The organism is Campylobacter sp. RM12640, from assembly GCF_020137595.1.
Classification (GTDB): domain Bacteria; phylum Campylobacterota; class Campylobacteria; order Campylobacterales; family Campylobacteraceae; genus Campylobacter_E.
This window is the reverse complement of the sequence record NZ_JACGAU010000004.1, coordinates 1-20,314: the sequence shown is the minus strand read 5'-3', so window position 1 is coordinate 20,314 and position 20,314 is coordinate 1. Positions and strand designations below refer to the sequence as shown.

Here is a 20,314-nt window from a genome sequence, read left to right as displayed (position 1 = left end):
ATAAATTGCCTTTAGTTCTGTAGTGCTAAAATTAGATTTTTATTAATTAGTGCTTATCTTTATAAATTACAAATAGAAGAATTGATTTAAAGGCAAATAAATTGCCTTTAAACTTATAGTTTTTCTTTTATTTTTTCTGCATCAAATCCAAAATATTTAAATACATCCTTTTCTTTACCACTAGCACCAAAACTATCCATTATGAAAAGCTCATCGCAGTATTTATATAATTCATAAGACCTTGCAGCTTCTATTCCGATAATCTTGCCTTTTAATAAAGATTTATCAAATTCTTTATCAAATAATTCAAAGCAAGGCATACTTAATACATTTATATTTTTATCTTTTGCAACTTCAAGTGCAAGTGAAACCTCACTACCACTTGCAATTATTGTAGCTTCTGCATTATCGCTATATTTTATAAAATAAGCTCCCTTGCTAATATCAGGAATACTTGTATTTAAGCTTGGAAGTGCTGAGCGACTAAGCGTGAATGCACTTGGATTATTTAGCTTTAAAGCCACTTGCCAACAAGCTATATTTTCAGCCATATCAGCAGGACGGAAAGTGTATAAATTAGGAATATTTCTAAGAGTGCTGATTTGCTCAATTGGTTGATGAGTTGGACCATCTTCTCCTACTCCTATGCTATCGTGTGAAAATACAAAAAATGCTTTCAAATTCATTAAAGCCGCTAATCTTATTGAAGGCTTTAAATAATCACTAAATACTAAAAATGTAGCACAAAACGGATGCAAACCATATCTTGCCATTGCATTTATAATTGCACCCATTGCATGCTCACGAATGCCAAAAGCTATATTTTTACCACCATTTCTAATATCTGCATAATCTTTTAGATAAGTTTTATTTGATGGTGCTAAGTCTGCTGAACCACCTAAAAATGTAGGAATTTGTTTTGCTATTTCGTTTAGACAAGCGTGGTTGCTATCTCTTGTAGCGTAATTTTTACTTAAATCAAGTTTAGAAAAATCTACATTTAAATCTTTTTTGCCTTCTAAATAAGCTATAAATTCTAATTGTTCATCATTAAATTTATTTGCTTTATCCCAACTTGCAAAATACTCATCACTTCTTTTACACATTTTCTCAAAGCCATTTTTAGCTTCGCTATCTATATAAAACTCTTCTTCATTCCAATTAGCTGCTTTTTTAGCTTTTAAAGCTAGTTCAGCACCTAGTGGTGAGCCGTGAGTTTTCTCGCTTCCTTCTAATTCACAAGCACCTTTTCCAATCTTGGTTTTAGCTATGATAATACTTGGACGCTCAGCATTTTTAGTCATTTCTAAAGCCTTGCTAATTTCATCAAAATTATGCCCATCAATAGTATAAACATCAAAGCCAACACTACTAAATCTAGCCTTTATATCATCACGAAATGCTTGTTTTACATCGCCTTCAATACTAATTTCGTTACTATCATAAATTAATACTAAGTTATTTAAATTATGAACATTTGCTAAAGAACAAGCCTCATAGCTAATTCCTTCTTGCAAATCCCCATCTCCACAAAGGCAGTATATTTTATGATTTAACGAATTATTTAGTTTGCTACTAGCAAATTTTGCTGCCATTGCAAAACCAACAGCATTTGCAATACCTTGACCAAGTGGGCCTGTATCTATTTCTACTCCGTGAGTTTTAATCTCAGGATGCCCTGCTGCAAGTGAGCCTAATTGGCGAAAATTTTTAAGCTCATCAAGACTTAAATTAAATCCACTTAAATGTAAAAACGAATATATTAAAGAACTTGCGTGTCCGCCTGAAAATACTAATCTATCACGATTTATATGATTTTTTGTATTTAGATTAATTTTTGTGCTAAGCACTGCTAAAATATCACTAAGCCCCATTGCTACGCCTGGATGACCACTATTTGCACGATTAATCATATCTACACTTAAAAATCTTAAATTATTTGACATTTTTTCTAACATTTATTTTCCTTTGTTAATTGTTATAAAGAATTGAAAATCCCCGTTTTTATTCTCGTCTTTAATATATCTTTGAATTAATATATTTAAAACACCGCTTTGTTGAATTTGTTTATTAAAATCTGCTTTAGTATTTACTATTACATTATTTACTCTTAGGATTTTATCTTTTAGCTTAAAGCCTAAATTTTTATTTGAAATTCCTATTACATTTAGATTATTATCTAAAGTTATTCCTAAAGAATTTGAAATCTGTTTTTTAACAATTGCTTTTTTTGTTGTAAATACTGGTTGTTCATATATTTTAGGACTTACAACAGAGCTTATATTAATTTCTTCATTATCTCTTAAAACTTTTAAATAAATAGTGCTTTGATTTTCTGCAAAAAGTATTCTTTCATTTAATGCCCTAAGTGATTCTATAGGCTTATCATCTATGCTTAAGATTTCATCATTTAATCTTAAGTTGCTATTAAAAGTAATACCATTTACAAAATATCTATCCCCTCTTTGAGTAAATGTAGCACCAATATCGCCCCAATAAACATCATTATATTTTTTAAAATGATTTAAATAGCGATTGCCTATGAATTCTCCATTTAATAAACTAATACCCAAAACCTTGCAACAAGGAGAATTTAATAAACCAATTTTTGTATTAAAATCAAGCTTATCTCTTTCAAATAAACCTTGAGCTAGATATTTTAAATGTCCTATATACTCTTTTTTAGCATCAATAATTCCTAGCCAATCATTTCTAGTTCTTGTTGTTTCATCATCTGTGATTGGCTTTATTAAAGAAAAATCAGTCCTTACTAAATAAAGATTTAAAAATGGGTCGTATTTAATGTATGAATTTAATTTTGTATCAGGTAATTTTACTACAGCTAAAAGATTTTCATCTAACACAAAAGCAGGTAAGCCTTCGTAATTTAACATACTTGCTTTATTTTTTTCATAACATGCTAAATAATCATCAAATGTAGGTCGCTCTACGCCAAATAAGGTCGCTACTAACATTAAAGATAATGCAAGTTTTCTCATTTTCCTGCCTTAAAAAACATATCAGCCGCAGCATTTTTTGTACTTGAACTTGCACTTTCTAAAGCTTCATTTAGTGCAGAAATTAATAATATTTGCATAGATGATTTGTCTTTTAATAATTCATCATCTATTTTTATATCAATTACTTGAAATTTGCCATTTACTTTAACTTCTACCATTCCAGCACCACTTTTTGCTACAAATTCTTTATTTGCTAATTCGTTTTCAAATTCTTTAGCTTTATTTTGGACATCTTGCAACATTTCTTGCATTTTAGAAAAATCAAAATCTTTAAACATATTCACCTTTCAATCTAATTTTTTCTTCATAATTGTGTATTTCATCTAAGCATTCAAGTGCTACTTTTTCATCTAAAAATGGATATTTTACACCTTTTATTTCTTGGTAATCTTCATCACCTTTACCTAAAATCATAACACATTCATTTTTATTTTGAGCTAAAAGTGCTTTATAAATTGCTAATCTTCTATCAATTACAATATTTATATTTTTTAATTCGTTTTCGCTTAAGCCATCTATCATATCTTTAAGAATAGCAATAGGTTCTTCATCTCTTGGATTATCACTTGTTAAAAATAAAGTTTTTGCATAATGACTAGCTATTTTTGCCATAGGAGTTCTTTTACTTTTATCGCGATTACCACCTGCGCCTAATACTACTATTAATTCTTTATGCTTCATTGCTTCTAGCACATTAGCAATTCCATCTGGAGTATGGGCAAAATCTACTATTATTTCTTTATTATATTTATTAGGAATGCTTTGCATTCTTCCCATTACCCCTGCATAATTAGCAATAGCATTAGTTAAATCATCTTTATTAGGTTTTACTAATTCATTAACACAAGCAAAAGCTGCAAGAAGATTATAGATATTAAATAATCCTTTTAAAGAAGAGCTAATCTCATAAAGCTCATTTTTAACAGCAAAAACTGCTTCAATACCATCAATTAATGTATAAGCTTTTACACTATATAAAGCAGGATTTTCTATACCATAAGTAATAGCACCTTTTACATTATAAGAAAATTTATAAGCATCTTGATTTATTATTTTTAAGCATTCATCTTGAAAAAAACTTGCTTTACAATTTGCATAATTTTCAAAAGTTTCGTGAAAGTCTAAATGGTCTTGAGTTAAATTAGTATAGATTTTAGCAGTGAATTTCATATCTCCACAGCGATTTTGTGCAATTGCGTGAGAGCTTACTTCCATTACAAAATATTCGCAATTATTTAAAGTTGCAATTTGTAAATACGATAATAATTCTAATAAAAATCCTGTTGTTAAAGATTTTGCCGCAACTTTTTTATCATTACAAAATGCCCCACGAGTTCCACATAAAAATACTTTTTTACCTAAATCAAGCAATATAGAATAAATTGCAGCAGCGGTAGTGGTTTTACCATTTGTGCCTGTTATACCTATAATTTTTATATTTTCATCGATTTTTAAAAGTTCTCTTGCTTTTGCTTCGTTAATTACTAAAGCACCTTTAGATTTTGCATCGTTTTCGTATTTGGAATTTGAATTGGTTAGTAAAAAATAACAACCTTTTTCACATTCATTTGAATTATCTGTTATGTAAGAATTATCTAAATTAACTTTCATAGTTTTTCAAAAGCTTCCTTTCCACCTTCAAGATTTATTAACGAAATATTGCTATCAATTTGTTCTTTTAAAGCCCTTTCAAGCCCTAATTTTAAAGTGGTATTTGCAGCAGCACAACCATGACAAGCACCAAGTAATTTTATATAAACAACCCCGTTTTTAACACCCAAAAACTCCAAATCGCCACCATCATTATGAAGTATGTGAAGCTTTGATTTTAGGACATTTAAACAAGGTTCAATTAATTCTTCATCACTAAATATCATAATTTTTCCTTATTGTAATTTGTGTTATTGTGCTTTAATAAAATAAATATTCATTAACTAAGTTAGATGATAATTTTTATTTACAAATATTTTTTTAGGAGAATAAAATGGCAAAAGAATTAACAAGTGAAAATATTAATTTAGCTAAAAAAGGCGTTGCTTTAGTAGATTTTTGGGCACCATGGTGTGGACCTTGCAGAATGCTTGCACCTGCTATTGAAGAATTAGCAAATGAATTTGAAGGTAAAGCATTAGTGGCTAAGGTTAATATTGATGATTGTGAAGAATTAGCTGCTGAGTTTGGAATTCGCTCAGTTCCTACTATGTTATTTTTCAAAAATGGCGAAATAGTTGATACGGTAATTGGTGCTCAAGCAAAACAAGCTTTAGCTGATAAATTAAACTCACTATTATAATAAAATGATAAATCTAGCAGTATTTGGGGCAAATGGTAGAATGGGTAAGGAGCTAGTAAAACTAGCTTTGGCTGATGAGAATATTGATTTAGTATATTCTTTTACTAAGGAAAATAATGATTATAATGAGCTTTTTAAAGCTAATGTTATAATAGATTTTTCTACTCCTGCTGCTAGTGTTGAGTTACTTGAAAAAGCTAGCTTATTAGATAATCCACCAGCTTTAGTTGTTGGAACTACTGGGCTTAAAGATGAATATTTTAAAAAAGCTAAAACTTATGAAGGTAAGTTTTTTTGGGCTTCTAATACTTCATTGGGTGTTGCAATATTAAATGAACTTACGAAAATTGCTGCACTTGCTTTAAAAGAATTTGATATAGAAATTTATGAAAAACATCATAAGCATAAAGTTGATGCTCCTAGTGGAACAGCTCTAACATTAGCAAAAAATGCACTTGAAGCTAGAAATAAAGCTTTAAATAAAGAGCATAAGATTTGCTTTAATAGAGAAGGCAAAAGAGAAGATAACGAAATAGGTTTAGTAAGCCTTAGAGGTGGAAGCGTTGCAGGGTATCATAGTGTTGGATTTTATGGAGATGATGAAAGTATAGAATTAATTCATAATGCAAATTCTAGAGCAATATTTGCTAAAGGTGCTATTAATGTAGCAAAATGGCTTATTACTAAAGAGAATAAAAATTATTCTATGAGTGATTTTGTAGGTGAATTATTAAATAAGTAATTATAAAACATATTTTATTTTTAAGATTGCTTATAAAATTGACAATTAGTATTGCTTAATAACGAATAAAAATAATATCTTTAAATAATATAGGTTCAAAATTTATAATCGTTATTTGAGCTTAATTTTTACAATATAAGTGATTTATAAAAAAGGGTTTTTATTTTATAAAATGTTTTTAAAGTCCTTAAAATGTAATTTAATAATTTTTGTAAAACCTACTAAATAGATTTTAAAATCAATTTATGTGTTAAAATTGATAGAATTTTTTATTAAAACAGATATTAAAATTTTTAAGAGAATTTAAGCTAAGATATTTTAAAGCTTCACAAAATAAATTAGTATTCAAATTTATGGATTGTATTTGCTTAATTAAAATATTTATAAATTTTTTATTGCAGAGCAATTGTTGTTGTAAAATAAATTTGTTTTTATATTCTTTTATATTCATAAAATTATATATCAAACTAGAAATAAACTTATAATTCAAAGAATTTTATAAGCATATTATTATTGATTTATAAGTTTATATTTAATACTAATAAAATACATATTTTAAGTGATATTTAGAAATTACGATTTCTCGTAATTTCTTAGTTTTAATGTAAATCTTTATTTAGTTTAATTGCTTTTTTATTAAAGCCTACTTGAAGTTTTCCATTAGTTGAGTTTAGTCTAAAGTGTAGGGCATTTAATCCTGATAATTCTTTAGCTTTATAAACATTTTTATCAAAATTAAAATTAGGATTTGCATTCTTAAGTCCATCACATAATAACAATTCAACCTTGCTTCCACCTAAAATTGCAATACCTGCATCAATTACACAATCATCTCCTAAAACTATTCCTGTAACACTATTTGCTCCTAATAAACATCTTTTACCAACACTAATTGGTGTGCCATCAGTCCCGCTTAATACTCCTAAAATACTTGCACCACCGCCAACATCACTACCTTCGCCTACTATTGCAGAGCTTGAAATTCTACCTTCGCACATTACTGAACCTAGAGTTCCTGCGTTAAAATTCACATAACTTGCACCTGGCATAATCGTTGTTCCATTAGCTAAATGTGCTCCTAACCTAACCTTAGAAGTATCTAAAATCCTTGTATTATCAGCTGGGATTATTGTTTGTAAATATCTTGGGAATTTATCTACAAAATCAATTTCAGGATAAGTTTTGCTAAATTTTAATTCAGCTTCAAATTCTCTTAAATATTCTAATTCATAAGGTTTTGAATTGCTCCAAGCAAGATTTTTTAATAGTCCAAAAGCTCCATTTAGATTAATCTCTCTTGGTTTTACGAATTGTCTTGATAATAAATGTAGTTTTAAATAAACACTAGCAATGCTTTTAGGTGCTTCATCACTATTTAGTGCAACTAGAAAAAATCTTTCATTTTTTATATTTTTTAAAGCTGCTTTTAGACTTATTATATTTTCGTGTCTTTTGCCATCGTTTTCAAAGCATTCAAAATGTTTTAAGATATTTTTGATTTGCTCTTCTTTAAGCTCGATACAAAACTCACTTTCATTTTTGTAATTATTTAGTGCTAATTCTTTAAAATACACAGCAAAAGTGCCGAAATTTTGCATATAATTTACATTTGCAAAATCAATATAAATTAATTCTTTGCTTTTTTGTCCGAAATACCCAACACCTAAAGCAAAAGCAAGTGGTTTAAAAAAGTCTTTTTCGCTTTGAACTTTTTCACAAAATTCATTAAAATTATTCATAAAATCTCCTTAAATCATATAACTTGTTTGATATAAAGTAATTAGCTCTTTATAAAGGTCTTCATCACTTCGTTTTTCTATAATACCATTACTTGGAAATAATCCATCATAAATCATTTGAACATTTTTAAATCTATTAGGGTGTAAGTGTGCTAATAGCTTTGCTGATATTTCTTTTCTTACTAAAACGGTTGGCGGGATTAGCCCTGAATGAAGCATTTCTCTAATCATTGATGAACGATATTTTATGTGATGATGAGCTCCGTGTGGGCATGATTTTGTGCTTACCATTACATTGCATTTATTACAAAATACAAATTCAGGTAAAACTATTAGCTCTAAGCCTGTTTTTTTAGATAATTCATCTATGGCTGTATGAGCTAAATTATTATCATAAAACAATCCTAAACCTTGATGATTTTGTCCTATTACTAGCTTATTTGCACCAAATGAACTTGCCAATAAACATTCGTAATTTGGGTCAAGGTAAGGACTAAATAAATCTATGTTTTTTAAATACACAGGGAAAATTCTCTCAAGTGGTAAAAAGTTTTTCGCATAGTATTCAAAGCATTCTTTTTTTGCTTGAAAATTTAAAGAATTTGTATCATATCCTTCAACTACGAAAATTATCACTAAATCAGCCTTATCAATAGTCCATCTTAGCATTCTTTCGTGTGCTCTTGTGATTGGGTCGGCATTTAGGATTAGGGCTGTTATTTTTTTGGCATTATTTTTTTTGATTTTATTATTTAGAGCAGTTTTTACCTTTTTAAATTCATTATTAAAAATCTCAACCTTTCCTGCTATGCAAGGATTTAATTCTTTATCTAATTTGCAAGTATTTGCACTAAATATATTTGTATATGCTTTATCATTATCAAAAGTAGTTGCTTGAGTGATTTTTCCTACTTTTTTATCATTTAATATTAATGTAATTTCATTGTTAAATTGATAGTTTTTAATATTATCATTTAATTCATAATTAGGAGAAAAAGCTAAAGTACAGGCTGATATATTTTTATCAATTGTGGCGGAATTAAATTCCTTAAAAACTTCTTCTTTATTTGGTAAATATCCATTGGTATTAAAAGAATTAATTTCAATTAAACTTAATATACTTAATTCTTTTTCAGTAATTTTTATTTCTTTTATTTTATTTTTTATTGATTCCATATTTTCTCCTTTTTTCCCAAAGTGATTTTCTGCTTAATCCTAATTTTTTACTAAGTTCTGTATCAGAATAGCTTTTTTGCCAATGAATTATCATATTTTTTATGTAATCATCAATTGTTAGAATTTCTCCTAATGCTAGTGTATTTGAATTGTCTTCTAGCTCAATTATGTTAAAGCCTTCAATATCGGCATTTCCATTAGTGTGAAATATAAAATTTTGCCCTTTACTAAGCTTGATAATTTGCTCTAATTTAGAGCCTTTTAAAACTTGAAAATTTGTAAAATACCTAATATCTCTATCTCCTACTAATAAATTATTTAGATTAAATGAGCTACTTAAATCAGTAAAATGAATATTTACATTATGAGAAAATACATAATTAAAAACATAGCTATCTGCTAAGATTTGCTTATTTGTTTTTATTAGTGTTGGAAATACTAATCTTTTTGCTGTATGAAATTTTGAATCAATAACTGATTTTATATAGCTACTTAGTGCGGTATTTTGAGCTTTTAGCTTGTTGTAGCCATAAAAATAGTTTATTTTTCTAATAAGTTCTTCTATCATAAAAGGTTTTTGTATGTAATCATATGCTCCAGCTTCAATAGGCATACTAACTGTATCACTACTCACATAAGAAACTAACAATAATATAACGCTATTTTTATGATTTTGAATAACTTTTAAAAAATTATCTATATTAGTAGATAGCAAAATAACATCATAATATTTGTTTTTTATATCTTTAAAATCATTTGCAACTTCACAAATATATCCAGCATCATTTAGCTTTAAAGCCATACTTTGAGCTAAGTAAATCTCATTTTCAACTATTAATATTCTCATACTCGCTCCAATCAAATAATTTCATATTAACAACTACGCTTACGCTTATACCTTCGCATCGCCCAACAAAACCTAGTTTTTCTGTTGTAGTAGCTTTTATATTAATATTGCTTGTTTTTAGGGTAGTGATTAAATTTTTTAGCATTTCTTGTTTATGTTTTAAGAGTTTTGGTTTTTCAGCACATATTGTAATATCAGCATTAATTAGCTCGTATCCATAAGATTCGCATTTATCATAAGCAAGTTTTAATAGTTGCATAGAATTTGCGTTATGATAATTATCATCATCAGGGCTAAAAGCAGCCCCAATATCTCCTAAGCCACAAGCTCCAAATAAAGCATCAGTAAATGCGTGAGCTAATACATCTCCATCAGAGTGTGCTTTTAGAGCATATTCTTTTCCTAGTCTTACACCTGCTAAGATTAATTCTTCATTTTTATTATCTTCATCTAATTTATGCCCTACATTAGAGTGGCAAAACTCATGAACATCGTATCCATATCCAACAAAAATATCTTTACTTGGCTTTGCTAGATTGAGTAATTTTAATTTTTGCAAGTCATTTTTTGTAGTTATTTTAAAGCTTAATTCATCTCCATTTATAGCTTTTATTGTTCCGTTATTTGCTAATATTGCCGAGCTTTCATCTGTAAAATTTTTTAAATTCGCAGATTTTAAAGCAGAGCTTTTGCTAAGTTGTGGGGTTTGAACCAATCTTAGTTCATTTCTATTTAAATAGCATTGTTTTTCTTCATTATAAATTGTATCAACAATTTTAATAGCTGGAAAAACACAATCATAATTTTTAGCATTTAATATAAGTTCGTTTAATACATTAGGATTGATAAAAGCTCTTGCTACATCAGTAATTAACACATATTGAGAATTTACTTTTTCTAAAGCATTTTCAATACTTTCAAATCTTTCTTTACCGCCTTTAACATAAATATAATTTGGCTCTTTAACTTCATAAAAACAAGGCTCATCACAAACAATTATTATTTTTGAAAACTTATATAATTTCTCAAATTCTTTTGCTAAATATAGCCATAATGGGGATTTATTTATATATAAATTTTGCTTTTTACAAGGTAAATTAAACCTAGTAGAATTACCTGCAGCCAATAAAATAAGCGTTATATCCAACATAATTATCCTTAAAATTATGATTTTGAGTAAGTTTTTAACATAATTTTATTTAAATCTTATCTAAAATGTAACATTTTTATAAATTAAATTAAAAATTGTTACATTCCGTAACAAGTTATAAAGATACTATGATTTTTTTAGCGGGAATTTGAAATTGAATTACATCATTTATTGAGTAATTTTTACATAATTTATTTTTTTTACCAATTGCTTTGATGATTTGATTATTGAAATTTAATGTAAAATAAATTAACTCATCTTTAATATCTATATTTTGAATAATTGCATTAAAGCTATTTTCTTTATTATTTTCTAATTCTATAAAATTAATTTTTGTTATTAATATAACTTCATCAAATAATTTTAGATTTAATTCAGTAAGAGCAGCTACTGAAATATTTGCTTTTATTAAGTCATCACCGCATTTGCAAGTTAGATTTATATAATTTTTCTCATTTTTAATCTCAACTATTTTAGCCTTAATTTTATTTTGAGCTGATAGTTTATAGGTAAAATCATCATTGAGTTTGGCTTTAAATTTGCAAAACTCTTCATATTTTTTTAATATATTTTCACTAAAAGCACTTAATTTACTTCCTTCTTTTCTTGAAGTATTTGAAAATAGATTATACTCACTAGCTTTGCTTATTTCATCAAGACTATCCCAAGCATTTTTATAAGAAATATTCAAATTCTTAGCAGCTTTGCTAATGCTTTTGTCTGTTTTAATTTGTTGTAAAAGCAATATATGTTTTTTTGTAATTTTTACATTATCATTTAAAATAAATTCAATTTCTAGATTAATTTTCATAGTTTGTTCTTAATATTTTTTTGTTATTATTTGCCAAAAATACTAAATATGGAGTAATTTTGTGATAAAAAAATTATTTTTTATCCTTTCTTTGATTACACTAGTAGTTGCGAACGAAATTGATGATTTTGAAGCAGAATTTAATCAAGTAGAAAGAGTAGATAAATTTTATAATTACAATAAAGCTGTTACTAGTTTTAATTATGCAGTTTATAATATGAGTTTAAGACCACTTAGCAATATTTACAATACTATCACTCCTCCAATAGTTAAAAAAGGTGTTAATAATTTTTTCCATAATTTAGGGTCTCCGCTTAGATTTATTACTTTATACTTGAGTGGAGAATTTAAATCAGGAACTGCTGAATTAGGAGCATTTTTAGGTAATACCACATTGGGTTTAGGTGGTATTTTAAGACCTTTTAAATATGAAAAAGAAAGTGATTTTGGCTTGATGCTTGCTAGATGGGGTGTTCCACCAGGAGAGCATATTGTTTTACCATTTTTAGGACCTTCAAATGTAAGAGATGCTTTGGCATTGCCGTTTGATTATGCTTTAAAGCCTAGTTTTTATTTAACTAATAATGCTAGTATTAGCGTTTCTGCTTTTGGGCTGATTGATAAAACAAGTAGTAATTCTGCTTTAATTAATGAAGCTTATAAAAGTATAAATCCTTATGTAACAATAAGGGATTTTTATGAAAAAAACCGAAAGGAATTAGAATGAAAAAATTATTAATAATAGCTTTAAGCTTAGCAAGTTTATATGCTTACAAAATTGATACTTTTAAAGATGATATTGTTTTAGATGTTGCAAAAATACAAGATATCTTTAAGGGTGATAGCAACGATAAATCACAAGATTTATTTAATTTATTAAAAGATGATTTAGATATTGAATTAATGACGAAATTAGTTCTTTCAAAAAACGCTAATGAGTTAAGCGCTGAAAAATTAGCAGAATTTCAAAGTATTTTTATAGAAAGACTTAAAAAAGATTTTTCATCTAAAATTGATTTGGTTAAAGGTAGTAGCCTTGAATTAACAAGCACTAATATAGATGATAAAAGATGTCAGGCAAATATGAAAGTTGAGTATGAAGAACAAGTTAAAGAAATGATATTTAAGTTTAGAATTATCAATAACGAATGTAAGTTATATGATATTGATATTTTAAATACAAGTTTAATAGCTAGTTATAGAGCTCAGTTTTTAGATATTATAAAACAGAGTGGAATTAATGGCTTATTTGAAAAGCTTAAATGAATAAAATAATTAATTTTCTTCTTGTAAATTCTAAAAAAGTTTTTATGATAACTCTATTAATTTGTTTAGGGTTATCATATTATTCTACTAAGATAGAAGTTGAAGCAAAATCAACTAGCTTTTTCTTAGAAGATGATAAGGATTTACAACTATTTAATGAAAGTATAAAAACTTTTGGTTCCCAAGATTTTTTAGTATTAGCCTATAAAAGCCAAGGCGATGTCTTTAGTATTGAAAGTATTGAAAAACTTCAAAATATAGAGAAAAAACTATTAAAAATAGATGGTGTTAAATCAGTTCTTAGTATTTTAAATGCTCCATTATTTTTAAGTGATGGAAAAAGTATAAATGAAGGAGCTAATTTATTAAAAGCTAAAGATGAAATAAGTAAAAATAAATTCTATTTAAAGAATTTAATTAGCCAAGATTATTCTGTTGTTGATTTTTTAATATATGCAAATAACCCAGATGATTTGATTGTTACATTAAAGCAATTTGCGCTTGATAATGATTTGATTTTAGGTGGGATGAGCGTTATTGCAAGTGATATGATTACTTATGTTAAATCTGATTTATATGTTTATGGAATAGGGTTGTTTGTATTATTATCAATTGCTATTTTTATATTTTTTAGAAGTTTGTATTTTGTATTTGTTTGTATGTTTATATGCTTAATTTCTCTTTTTAGCACGACGGGAATTTTGGCGATTTTGGGTTATAATATAACCGTTATTTCAAGTAATTATGTAGCATTGGTTTTAATTATTACAATTTCTGTTATAGTGCATTTATTATCTCATTTTTCAGAACTTATAAACTTTAATAAAAATACAGATAGATTAACACAAGTAAGACACACATTATTAGCTAAGGCAAAACCTAGCTTTTATGCTATTTTAACAACCGTAGTTGGGTTTTTAAGTCTTGTTTTTTCAGGAATAAAACCTATTAGTGAATTAGGCGTTATGATGAGCATTGGTATTAGTGTTAGTTTGCTTTTATGCTATTTATATTTGCCTTATTTGTTACTTGCAAAAAAAGATTTTAAAAATGTATATTTTGCTAAAGAGCCTAAGTTTTTATTGTTTTGTGCAAATACTGCAATAAATCATAGAAAAATAGTATATTTTGTAAGCTTGATAATAGTTGTTTTTGCTATTGTTTCAATTCCAAAGCTTAGTGCTGAAAATAGTTTTGTGAATTATTTTAAAGATAGTAGTGATATTAAAAAAGGTTTATTATTAATTGATGAAAAACTAGGTGGAACGCTTCCGTTAGATGTAATTGTTAAATTTAACGATGAAGACGATGAACAAGCTGATGAGTTTGCTGAATTTTTAGATAATAGTGATAAGTACTATTTAACACCATCAAAAGTAGAAATTCTAAAAAAAATTCATAATTTCTTAGAAAATCAAAATTATGTAGGCAGTGTTTTAAGCCTTTATTCGCTTTTAGATTTTGCAAAATCTATGAATAATGGTAAAGATATTGATGGCTTTTTGCTAAATATATTGCAAAATAACCTTGAAGAAAGCACTAAAAAGCAAATTATTTATCCATATTACAACGAAAAATCAAAAGAATTTAGAATAGCAATTAGAATGATTGATAGTGATAAAACTTTAAAAAGAGCTAAATTTTTAAAAGATTTAAATGATAATTTAAGAGAACTTACAAAAAATGATAATATAAATATTCAAGTAAGTGGAGTTATGGTGCTTTATAACAATATGCTAAGCTCACTTATAAGTTCTCAAGTAGATACTCTTAATTTTGTTATACTTAGCTTATTTGCATTGTTTTTAATAATTTTTAGAAATATAAGATTTAGTATTATTGGAATAATTGCTAATTTGATTCCTATTTCATTATTGTTTGCGATTATTGCTTTTAGCGGGCTAAGCCTTGATTTAATGAGTATTACAATTGCAGCAATTTCTATTGGAATTGGAGTTGATGATATAATACATTATGTTCATAGATTTAAAGAAGAAATCAAAAAAAGGAATTTAAATGATGCTATTAGGGCAAGTCATCAAAGTATTGGTTCAGCACTTTATTATACAACTTGCACTATTGTTTTAGGATTTTGTCTTATGATGAGCTCTAATTTTACACCTACTATTTATTTTGGATTACTGACTGTTTTAGTTATGATTTTATTATTATGCGGTTCTTTGTTTTTATTACCATCACTTATAATTAGTTTATATTTTAAGGGTTATTTTAAAAACGAATTATCAAAGAAGGATTTAAGTGCTTAAGTTTAATAATATAATTTGGCTTTTAAGAAAAAATTTTTTTATTACTTTTATTTTACTTGTATTAGTATTATTTTTTAGTTTTTATGTAAATTTTACAACAGTCAATGATAAACTAATTAATAATAACAAATTGATTTCTCATAGTATTCAAAATGCTATAAAACAGCATAAAATTAGACTAGATTTATATTCAAAAGCACTTGAGATGAATCCTAGTTTAAAAAATTTAGACTTAAATACATTTTCAGCATTTTATTATCTTAATGAAGATGGAGAAGTTTTAGATAAAATTAGCAGTGATGAAGTTGACCCTTTAAAAAAATTCATAGAAATTAATACTAGGAATTTAACTGGCAAAACTACTTATATTAGCGAATTAATTACTACTAAAGACTTACAAAGTAGCATATATTTTGCAAAAAAATTAGAGAATAATAAAAATACATTTTTGGTTGCAAAGCTTGATTTAAAAGAACTTTTAAAAAGTGTGAATAAATTTAATACTGATTATATATTGGTAGATTCTTTTGGTAATGTTTTGTATTCAAGTAATCAATCAAAATTAGATTTATCTGTCAATGTAAATGAGTTTAGTTACTATTGGTATTTATCTGGAATTTATCAAACAGCAAGTAATTCTGACAATATTATTAAAGAAGTAGAATATAGCGGCTTTAATGTGAGAAGCTTTATATCTGTAAGCGAGTATTTTAATTATTATTTTGTGTTAAGTGCATTTTTGCTAATAATATTAGTTATGTATTTTTGGAACGCTTATCTTGATTCTATGTTGGTTGAAAATGGTTTAGTAAGACAAGTAAGGTATTGCTATGATTTACAAGGTGCTAGCGATATTGATGAGTTTCAAAATTTTGAGCTAATAGAAGGCTCTGATTTAGAAGATTTGCAAAAACAAACGGCATTTTCAGTTCTTGAATATAAAGATATTAAAAAAGAATATAGAGAATTAGAACAAAGACTTAGCTCTATGTTTAGTAAAAGCACAATTCCTATGCTAATGATTGATGCTTTTACGGCTAAGATTTTTAAAGCAAATCAATCAGCACTTGATTTTTATAATCAAAAAATTACAGGTATGTCTAAAATGAATTTGTATATGCTTGGTAAAAAAGAGCAAAGAGATACCATTATAGACCCGATAAATTTTGCAAGCAATATGCAAAATTCTATTAAAAATCAAGGATTTTATATACAAACTGAACACTATGTGAATGGAGAAGACTTTAAAGAAGTTAAAATATATCCATTCGTTATGAGATCAGAGAGATTTTGCTATGATATTTTGATGATTTTAGATACTAATATGGTTAGTAAAAGTTATGAAAATATTAAATCTCAATATGAAGCTTTAGAAAAAAGTTTCATTATTACTATGAATTTTACCCTTAAAGGTGGTAAGTTAAAAATAAGAAGTTGTAGTAAAAATATAGATAGAATTTTAGGTTATACAGCTTTAAGTTATGCTTATTTTAAAGAGCTTTTACATAAAAGTAGCTATCCTGCTTATATTGAATTTTTATTAAAATTAAAAAATCTTAAAGATAATAGTTTTACAAATTATTCTAAAGTAATTGAACAAAATTTATATTTAAGACAAAATAATGGTAGATATGCAGAATTTAAAGTTAGCTTTAATATTTCAAGAGATTATAATTATGATAGTAAACAAGCTAGGTTTTTAAACATAACAGCTCATCTTGCTTTATTAAAACAAGATATATTAGAAGATGAAATAAAAGAACCTATATCTTTTAGTGATATTTATAAACAAAGTAATTCTATCATAGGTATATTTGATAAAGAATTTAAATGTATTAGTGCTAATAAAGAACTAAGAAATTTATTAAATACTCAAAATGTACCTAAGATATATTTAAAAGACTTGTTAGCAAAAGAACAAGATAAAATTATTGCAAATATATTAGATGGCAAAACTTGTTCTATTAAGGATATTGTTTATTTAAAAGACTTTAATAACATATTGCATCCTAATAAATTAAGCTATGTTGTAACTAAGAATTCTTTAGGTGAGAATTTATATTGTTTAATTTTTAGACAAGAATACGACCCAGCAGAATTGGATAATTTTGTTGTATTTTGTAAAAATAGAATTGTAAATAATGAGAATTTAGATATTTTGTATTGCGAATATTACTATAAAGTAATTGGCAATAGAATTAACAATAATGAATCTTTTGATAATTTAGATTTTGATAAATTCTTAAATAATATTAGAAATTTTGATTTTACTAATGAAGAATTGGCTATTAAAGCAGATTATATGAGTAGATTAGTATCTTTAGTGAAAGAAAAAAATAGAGATAAAATTATGCAAATGTATGAAAACGGAAATAATATTTTTATAGGAGATATATATGAGCAAAGCTGACATATTAGTAGGTATTCAGTGGGGAGATGAAGGTAAAGGCAAAGTTGTAGATAAATTATGCGCTAACTATGATTTTGTATGTAGGAGTGCAGGAGGACACAACGCAGGTCATACTATTTGGGTTGATGGAGTTCGTTATGCTTTACATTTATTGCCTAGTGGTATTTTACATCATCGTTGTAAAAATGTAATAGGAAATGGGGTTGTATTAAATCCTGAAGTTTTGATTACAGAAATGGCTCAATTTGATAATTTAGAAGGTAGATTATTTATTAGTGATAGAGCTCATCTTAATTTAAGTTATCATGCACAAATTGATATTGCTAAAGAAAAATTTAAAGGTGATAATGCAATAGGAACGACTGGTAAAGGAATAGGACCTTGCTACGCTGATAAGATTTCAAGAAGTGGGCATAGAGTAAGTGAGTTGCTTGAACCTGAAAAACTTTGTAATGCAATTTTGAAAGATTTTGTGATAAATAAACCATATTTTGATACTTTAGGCGTAAATGCACCTGATGCAAATGAGCTGTTGGCTAATCTTAAAAGATATAAAGAAATGTTAGCACCATTTATTTGTGATACTACAAGACTTATATGGAAAGCTTTAGATGAAGATAAAAAAGTCTTATTAGAGGGTGCTCAAGGTAGTTTATTAGATATTGACCACGGAACTTATCCTTATGTAACTAGCTCAACAACTATTGCTGCAGGAGCTTTAAGTGGTTTAGGATTAAGTCCTTATGAAGCAGGCAAATCAATAGGAATAGTAAAAGCTTATACTACAAGAGTTGGACACGGACCTTTCCCTACAGAAGATAAAACAGAGCAGGGCGAAAGAATAGGCGAAATAGGAAAAGAAATAGGTGTTAGCACAGGTAGAAAAAGACGCTGCGGATGGTTTGATGCAGTAGCTGTAAGATATACTGCTAGATTAAATGGGCTTAGTGAACTTGCTTTAATGAAATTAGATGTTTTAGAAAATTTTGATAGTATTAAGATTTGTAAAGCATATGAATATAAGGGCGAAATAATTGATTATGTTCCAGCTGATTTAGAAAATGTAAAACCAATTTATGAAAGTGTTGATGGCTTTGGTAAAATTTATGGAATTAGAAGATACGATGATTTACCTGTAAATGCGAAAAAATATATCTCAAAAATTGAGGAATTAGTTGGTGTAAAAATAAAAATGATTTCTACTTCTCCTGAGCGTGAAGATACAATCATTTTATGAAATTTAAACAAATATTAAGTGTAAAAAAGCAAGCTTTACAAAATGCAGAGCTTGCTTTAAATAAAGCAAAACTTAAAAAAACTGCAATTGAACAAGAATTTGAATTAGTAAAAAAAGAATTAGACACATATCCAGAACCAAAAACTATACTTGAAATAAAATTAGCAAATGAAGCGATTTTTTTTAATTTAAATAAACAAAAAGAATTACTAGAAAAAATTAGTTTATGTGAAAAAGAGATAGTGCATTTTACTCATTTGTATAAAAAAGCTTCGCTAGATTATGAGAAAATAAAATACTTACACGATGAAGAAATTAAAAAAAAGAAAAAAGAATTTGAAAAAAAACAAGCATTAGAGTTAGATGAAATTGCAACAATGAGATTTTTTGCAGCTAATCAAGATATAAATTAAGTTTAAGGTTTTTAGTAAGATATTCGATAGTTTATTAAAATAAGGCTATAAACTAAAAATAGCTTTATTTTAGATATACAACCGATATTCAAAAGAATATAATTAAAGCCATTGTTAATAATAAAGATAAATATAGTAATATTTTTTTATACGGAAGAAGAAAAAACGAAGTATTAAGCCTTAAGTGGAAAGATATAGATTTTAAAAACGAAAGCTATATAATACGCTCCGAAAATTGTAAAATCTCTAAAACTATGGAATATTCATTAACACCACTTTTAAAAGATAGATTAAAACTACATTTTGAATGGACTTTTTTCAATTCCGAAGAAGATTTCGTTTTCACAAACCCAGATACGGCAAATAAATATATAGATTTGCGTAGAGCTTGGAATAATTTTTTAAATAAAAACAATTTACCAAAAATGAGACTTCACGACATAAGGCATTTAATAGGAACTTACGCTATTAATCATCTAGGGCTTAGTATGGAAAGCGTAATGCTTACCTTAGGACATTCAAACATTACAACTACACACGGCTACTTAACACGCAATAAAAACCTTTCAAAATTAGTAATTAATAGCATTTTAGAAAGCGTTATAACTCCTTTAAATAACAATAATTAATTTTTACTAATTTATGCTTTATACTTTGGGGGTATGGGGGAAACCCCCATAAAGGCTTAAAAGGTAATCCCTTTTAAGCCGTAGCAATAAAAACGCAAAGCGTTTTTGCTCTAGTTAATGCGTTAGCATTAACACCACAAACGCATAAAAACGCCATTTATTTCAAAAATCTACTAAAAACAATATTTACCTTTCTTATTAGCCCTTTAACGATTTAAAGCATAATTAAACGCATTTAAAGGCTATATCTTTAAGTTTATTAAATCTAAAGCTAAATAATCTAAGAGAGAATAAGAAAGGGCGTGAGTTATGGC

The 20,314-nt window shown here is 26.8% G+C and carries 19 protein-coding genes; 9 read left to right on the top strand and 10 right to left on the bottom strand.

From position 1 onward, the window contains the following. Positions 1–113: 113 nt before the first annotated feature. From AVBRAN12640_RS02060 to AVBRAN12640_RS02040, 5 genes are read right to left on the bottom strand one after another with little or no spacing between them, the layout of a single operon-like run. Positions 114–1,958 (bottom strand): transketolase family protein, encoded by a 1,845-nt coding sequence (locus AVBRAN12640_RS02060; protein ID WP_336608646.1) that lies wholly within the window; start codon positions 1,956–1,958, stop codon positions 114–116. Then, positions 1,959–2,999, bottom strand: a complete 1,041-nt coding sequence (locus tag AVBRAN12640_RS02055) for a DUF7488 domain-containing protein (protein ID WP_336608647.1) — start codon at positions 2,997–2,999, stop codon at positions 1,959–1,961. After that, positions 2,996–3,298 (bottom strand): YbaB/EbfC family nucleoid-associated protein, encoded by a 303-nt coding sequence (locus AVBRAN12640_RS02050; protein ID WP_214117222.1) that lies wholly within the window; start codon positions 3,296–3,298, stop codon positions 2,996–2,998. The genes AVBRAN12640_RS02055 and AVBRAN12640_RS02050 overlap by 4 nt, the downstream gene beginning before the upstream one ends. Continuing rightward, positions 3,291–4,631, bottom strand: a complete 1,341-nt coding sequence (locus AVBRAN12640_RS02045; RefSeq protein WP_336608648.1) for a UDP-N-acetylmuramoyl-L-alanyl-D-glutamate--2,6-diaminopimelate ligase — start codon at positions 4,629–4,631, stop codon at positions 3,291–3,293. Before AVBRAN12640_RS02045 ends, AVBRAN12640_RS02050 begins: the two co-directional genes overlap by 8 nt. Continuing rightward, positions 4,628–4,900, bottom strand: a complete 273-nt coding sequence (locus AVBRAN12640_RS02040) for a NifU family protein (protein WP_214117289.1) — start codon at positions 4,898–4,900, stop codon at positions 4,628–4,630. The genes AVBRAN12640_RS02045 and AVBRAN12640_RS02040 overlap by 4 nt, the downstream gene beginning before the upstream one ends. A 104-nt stretch (positions 4,901–5,004) precedes the next feature. Here AVBRAN12640_RS02040 and trxA point away from each other — a divergent pair, with 104 nt between their 5' ends. Both trxA and dapB read left to right on the top strand, forming a co-directional pair. Further along, complete coding sequence (gene trxA, locus AVBRAN12640_RS02035) at positions 5,005–5,313, top strand: thioredoxin (protein WP_214117217.1); 309 nt, start codon at positions 5,005–5,007, stop codon at positions 5,311–5,313. A 4-nt stretch (positions 5,314–5,317) separates the two neighbouring features. Next, a complete protein-coding gene (gene dapB / locus AVBRAN12640_RS02030; protein WP_336608649.1) occupies positions 5,318–6,055 on the top strand; it encodes a 4-hydroxy-tetrahydrodipicolinate reductase in 738 nt (245 codons plus the stop codon). 599 nt (positions 6,056–6,654) lie between these two features. Here the strand turns inward: dapB and AVBRAN12640_RS02025 are convergent. The 5 genes from AVBRAN12640_RS02025 to AVBRAN12640_RS02005 all read right to left on the bottom strand — a co-directional run bounded on the left by AVBRAN12640_RS02025 (position 6,655) and on the right by AVBRAN12640_RS02005 (position 11,778). Further along, complete coding sequence (locus AVBRAN12640_RS02025) at positions 6,655–7,794, bottom strand: tetrahydrodipicolinate N-succinyltransferase N-terminal domain-containing protein (protein ID WP_214117213.1); 1,140 nt, start codon at positions 7,792–7,794, stop codon at positions 6,655–6,657. A gap of 9 nt (positions 7,795–7,803) precedes the next feature. Further along, on the bottom strand, positions 7,804–8,970 hold the full coding sequence (locus AVBRAN12640_RS02020) for a sulfate adenylyltransferase (RefSeq protein ID WP_214117211.1): 1,167 nt from the start codon (positions 8,968–8,970) through the stop codon (positions 7,804–7,806). Continuing rightward, entirely contained in the window at positions 8,951–9,817 is an 867-nt protein-coding gene (locus tag AVBRAN12640_RS02015; protein ID WP_336608650.1) for a response regulator, read from the bottom strand. The genes AVBRAN12640_RS02020 and AVBRAN12640_RS02015 overlap by 20 nt, the downstream gene beginning before the upstream one ends. Continuing rightward, entirely contained in the window at positions 9,798–10,967 is a 1,170-nt protein-coding gene (gene ispF / locus AVBRAN12640_RS02010; protein WP_336608651.1) for a 2-C-methyl-D-erythritol 2,4-cyclodiphosphate synthase, read from the bottom strand. The genes AVBRAN12640_RS02015 and ispF overlap by 20 nt, the downstream gene beginning before the upstream one ends. 115 nt (positions 10,968–11,082) lie before the next feature. Then, a complete protein-coding gene (locus tag AVBRAN12640_RS02005) occupies positions 11,083–11,778 on the bottom strand; it encodes a molybdenum-dependent transcriptional regulator (protein WP_336608652.1) in 696 nt (231 codons plus the stop codon). A gap of 61 nt (positions 11,779–11,839) precedes the next feature. Here AVBRAN12640_RS02005 and AVBRAN12640_RS02000 point away from each other — a divergent pair, with 61 nt between their 5' ends. From AVBRAN12640_RS02000 to AVBRAN12640_RS01970, 7 genes are all read left to right on the top strand, one after another. Further along, positions 11,840–12,505, top strand: a complete 666-nt coding sequence (locus tag AVBRAN12640_RS02000) for an MlaA family lipoprotein (protein ID WP_336608653.1) — start codon at positions 11,840–11,842, stop codon at positions 12,503–12,505. Then, positions 12,502–13,044, top strand: a complete 543-nt coding sequence (locus AVBRAN12640_RS01995) for an MlaC/ttg2D family ABC transporter substrate-binding protein (protein ID WP_214117190.1) — start codon at positions 12,502–12,504, stop codon at positions 13,042–13,044. Before AVBRAN12640_RS02000 ends, AVBRAN12640_RS01995 begins: the two co-directional genes overlap by 4 nt. A gap of 44 nt (positions 13,045–13,088) precedes the next feature. Beyond that, complete coding sequence (locus tag AVBRAN12640_RS01990; RefSeq protein WP_336608654.1) at positions 13,089–15,311, top strand: efflux RND transporter permease subunit; 2,223 nt, start codon at positions 13,089–13,091, stop codon at positions 15,309–15,311. Continuing rightward, positions 15,304–17,721 (top strand): hypothetical protein, encoded by a 2,418-nt coding sequence (locus AVBRAN12640_RS01985; protein ID WP_336608655.1) that lies wholly within the window; start codon positions 15,304–15,306, stop codon positions 17,719–17,721. Before AVBRAN12640_RS01990 ends, AVBRAN12640_RS01985 begins: the two co-directional genes overlap by 8 nt. Continuing rightward, positions 17,708–18,958, top strand: coding sequence for an adenylosuccinate synthase (locus AVBRAN12640_RS01980; protein WP_214117184.1), 1,251 nt, complete (start codon positions 17,708–17,710; stop codon positions 18,956–18,958). Before AVBRAN12640_RS01985 ends, AVBRAN12640_RS01980 begins: the two co-directional genes overlap by 14 nt. Then, complete coding sequence (locus AVBRAN12640_RS01975) at positions 18,955–19,371, top strand: hypothetical protein (RefSeq protein ID WP_214117182.1); 417 nt, start codon at positions 18,955–18,957, stop codon at positions 19,369–19,371. Before AVBRAN12640_RS01980 ends, AVBRAN12640_RS01975 begins: the two co-directional genes overlap by 4 nt. A gap of 86 nt (positions 19,372–19,457) precedes the next feature. Beyond that, positions 19,458–20,000, top strand: coding sequence for a tyrosine-type recombinase/integrase (locus AVBRAN12640_RS01970; RefSeq protein ID WP_336612949.1), 543 nt, complete (start codon positions 19,458–19,460; stop codon positions 19,998–20,000). Positions 20,001–20,314: the final 314 nt, after the last annotated feature.

Coding starts and splice junctions, on each gene's coding strand:
- AVBRAN12640_RS01995 (WP_214117190.1), top strand. CDS start 12,502: ATGAAAAAATTATTAATAATAGCTTTAAGCTTAGCAAGTTTATATGCT.
- AVBRAN12640_RS02055 (WP_336608647.1), bottom strand. CDS start 2,999: ATGAGAAAACTTGCATTATCTTTAATGTTAGTAGCGACCTTATTTGGC.
- trxA (WP_214117217.1), top strand. CDS start 5,005: ATGGCAAAAGAATTAACAAGTGAAAATATTAATTTAGCTAAAAAAGGC.
- AVBRAN12640_RS02045 (WP_336608648.1), bottom strand. CDS start 4,631: ATGAAAGTTAATTTAGATAATTCTTACATAACAGATAATTCAAATGAA.
- dapB (WP_336608649.1), top strand. CDS start 5,318: ATGATAAATCTAGCAGTATTTGGGGCAAATGGTAGAATGGGTAAGGAG.
- AVBRAN12640_RS01975 (WP_214117182.1), top strand. CDS start 18,955: ATGAAATTTAAACAAATATTAAGTGTAAAAAAGCAAGCTTTACAAAAT.
- AVBRAN12640_RS01990 (WP_336608654.1), top strand. CDS start 13,089: ATGATAACTCTATTAATTTGTTTAGGGTTATCATATTATTCTACTAAG.
- AVBRAN12640_RS02020 (WP_214117211.1), bottom strand. CDS start 8,970: ATGGAATCAATAAAAAATAAAATAAAAGAAATAAAAATTACTGAAAAA.
- AVBRAN12640_RS02005 (WP_336608652.1), bottom strand. CDS start 11,778: ATGAAAATTAATCTAGAAATTGAATTTATTTTAAATGATAATGTAAAA.
- AVBRAN12640_RS02015 (WP_336608650.1), bottom strand. CDS start 9,817: ATGAGAATATTAATAGTTGAAAATGAGATTTACTTAGCTCAAAGTATG.
- AVBRAN12640_RS02060 (WP_336608646.1), bottom strand. CDS start 1,958: ATGTTAGAAAAAATGTCAAATAATTTAAGATTTTTAAGTGTAGATATG.
- AVBRAN12640_RS02025 (WP_214117213.1), bottom strand. CDS start 7,794: ATGAATAATTTTAATGAATTTTGTGAAAAAGTTCAAAGCGAAAAAGAC.
- ispF (WP_336608651.1), bottom strand. CDS start 10,967: ATGTTGGATATAACGCTTATTTTATTGGCTGCAGGTAATTCTACTAGG.
- AVBRAN12640_RS02050 (WP_214117222.1), bottom strand. CDS start 3,298: ATGTTTAAAGATTTTGATTTTTCTAAAATGCAAGAAATGTTGCAAGAT.
- AVBRAN12640_RS01980 (WP_214117184.1), top strand. CDS start 17,708: ATGAGCAAAGCTGACATATTAGTAGGTATTCAGTGGGGAGATGAAGGT.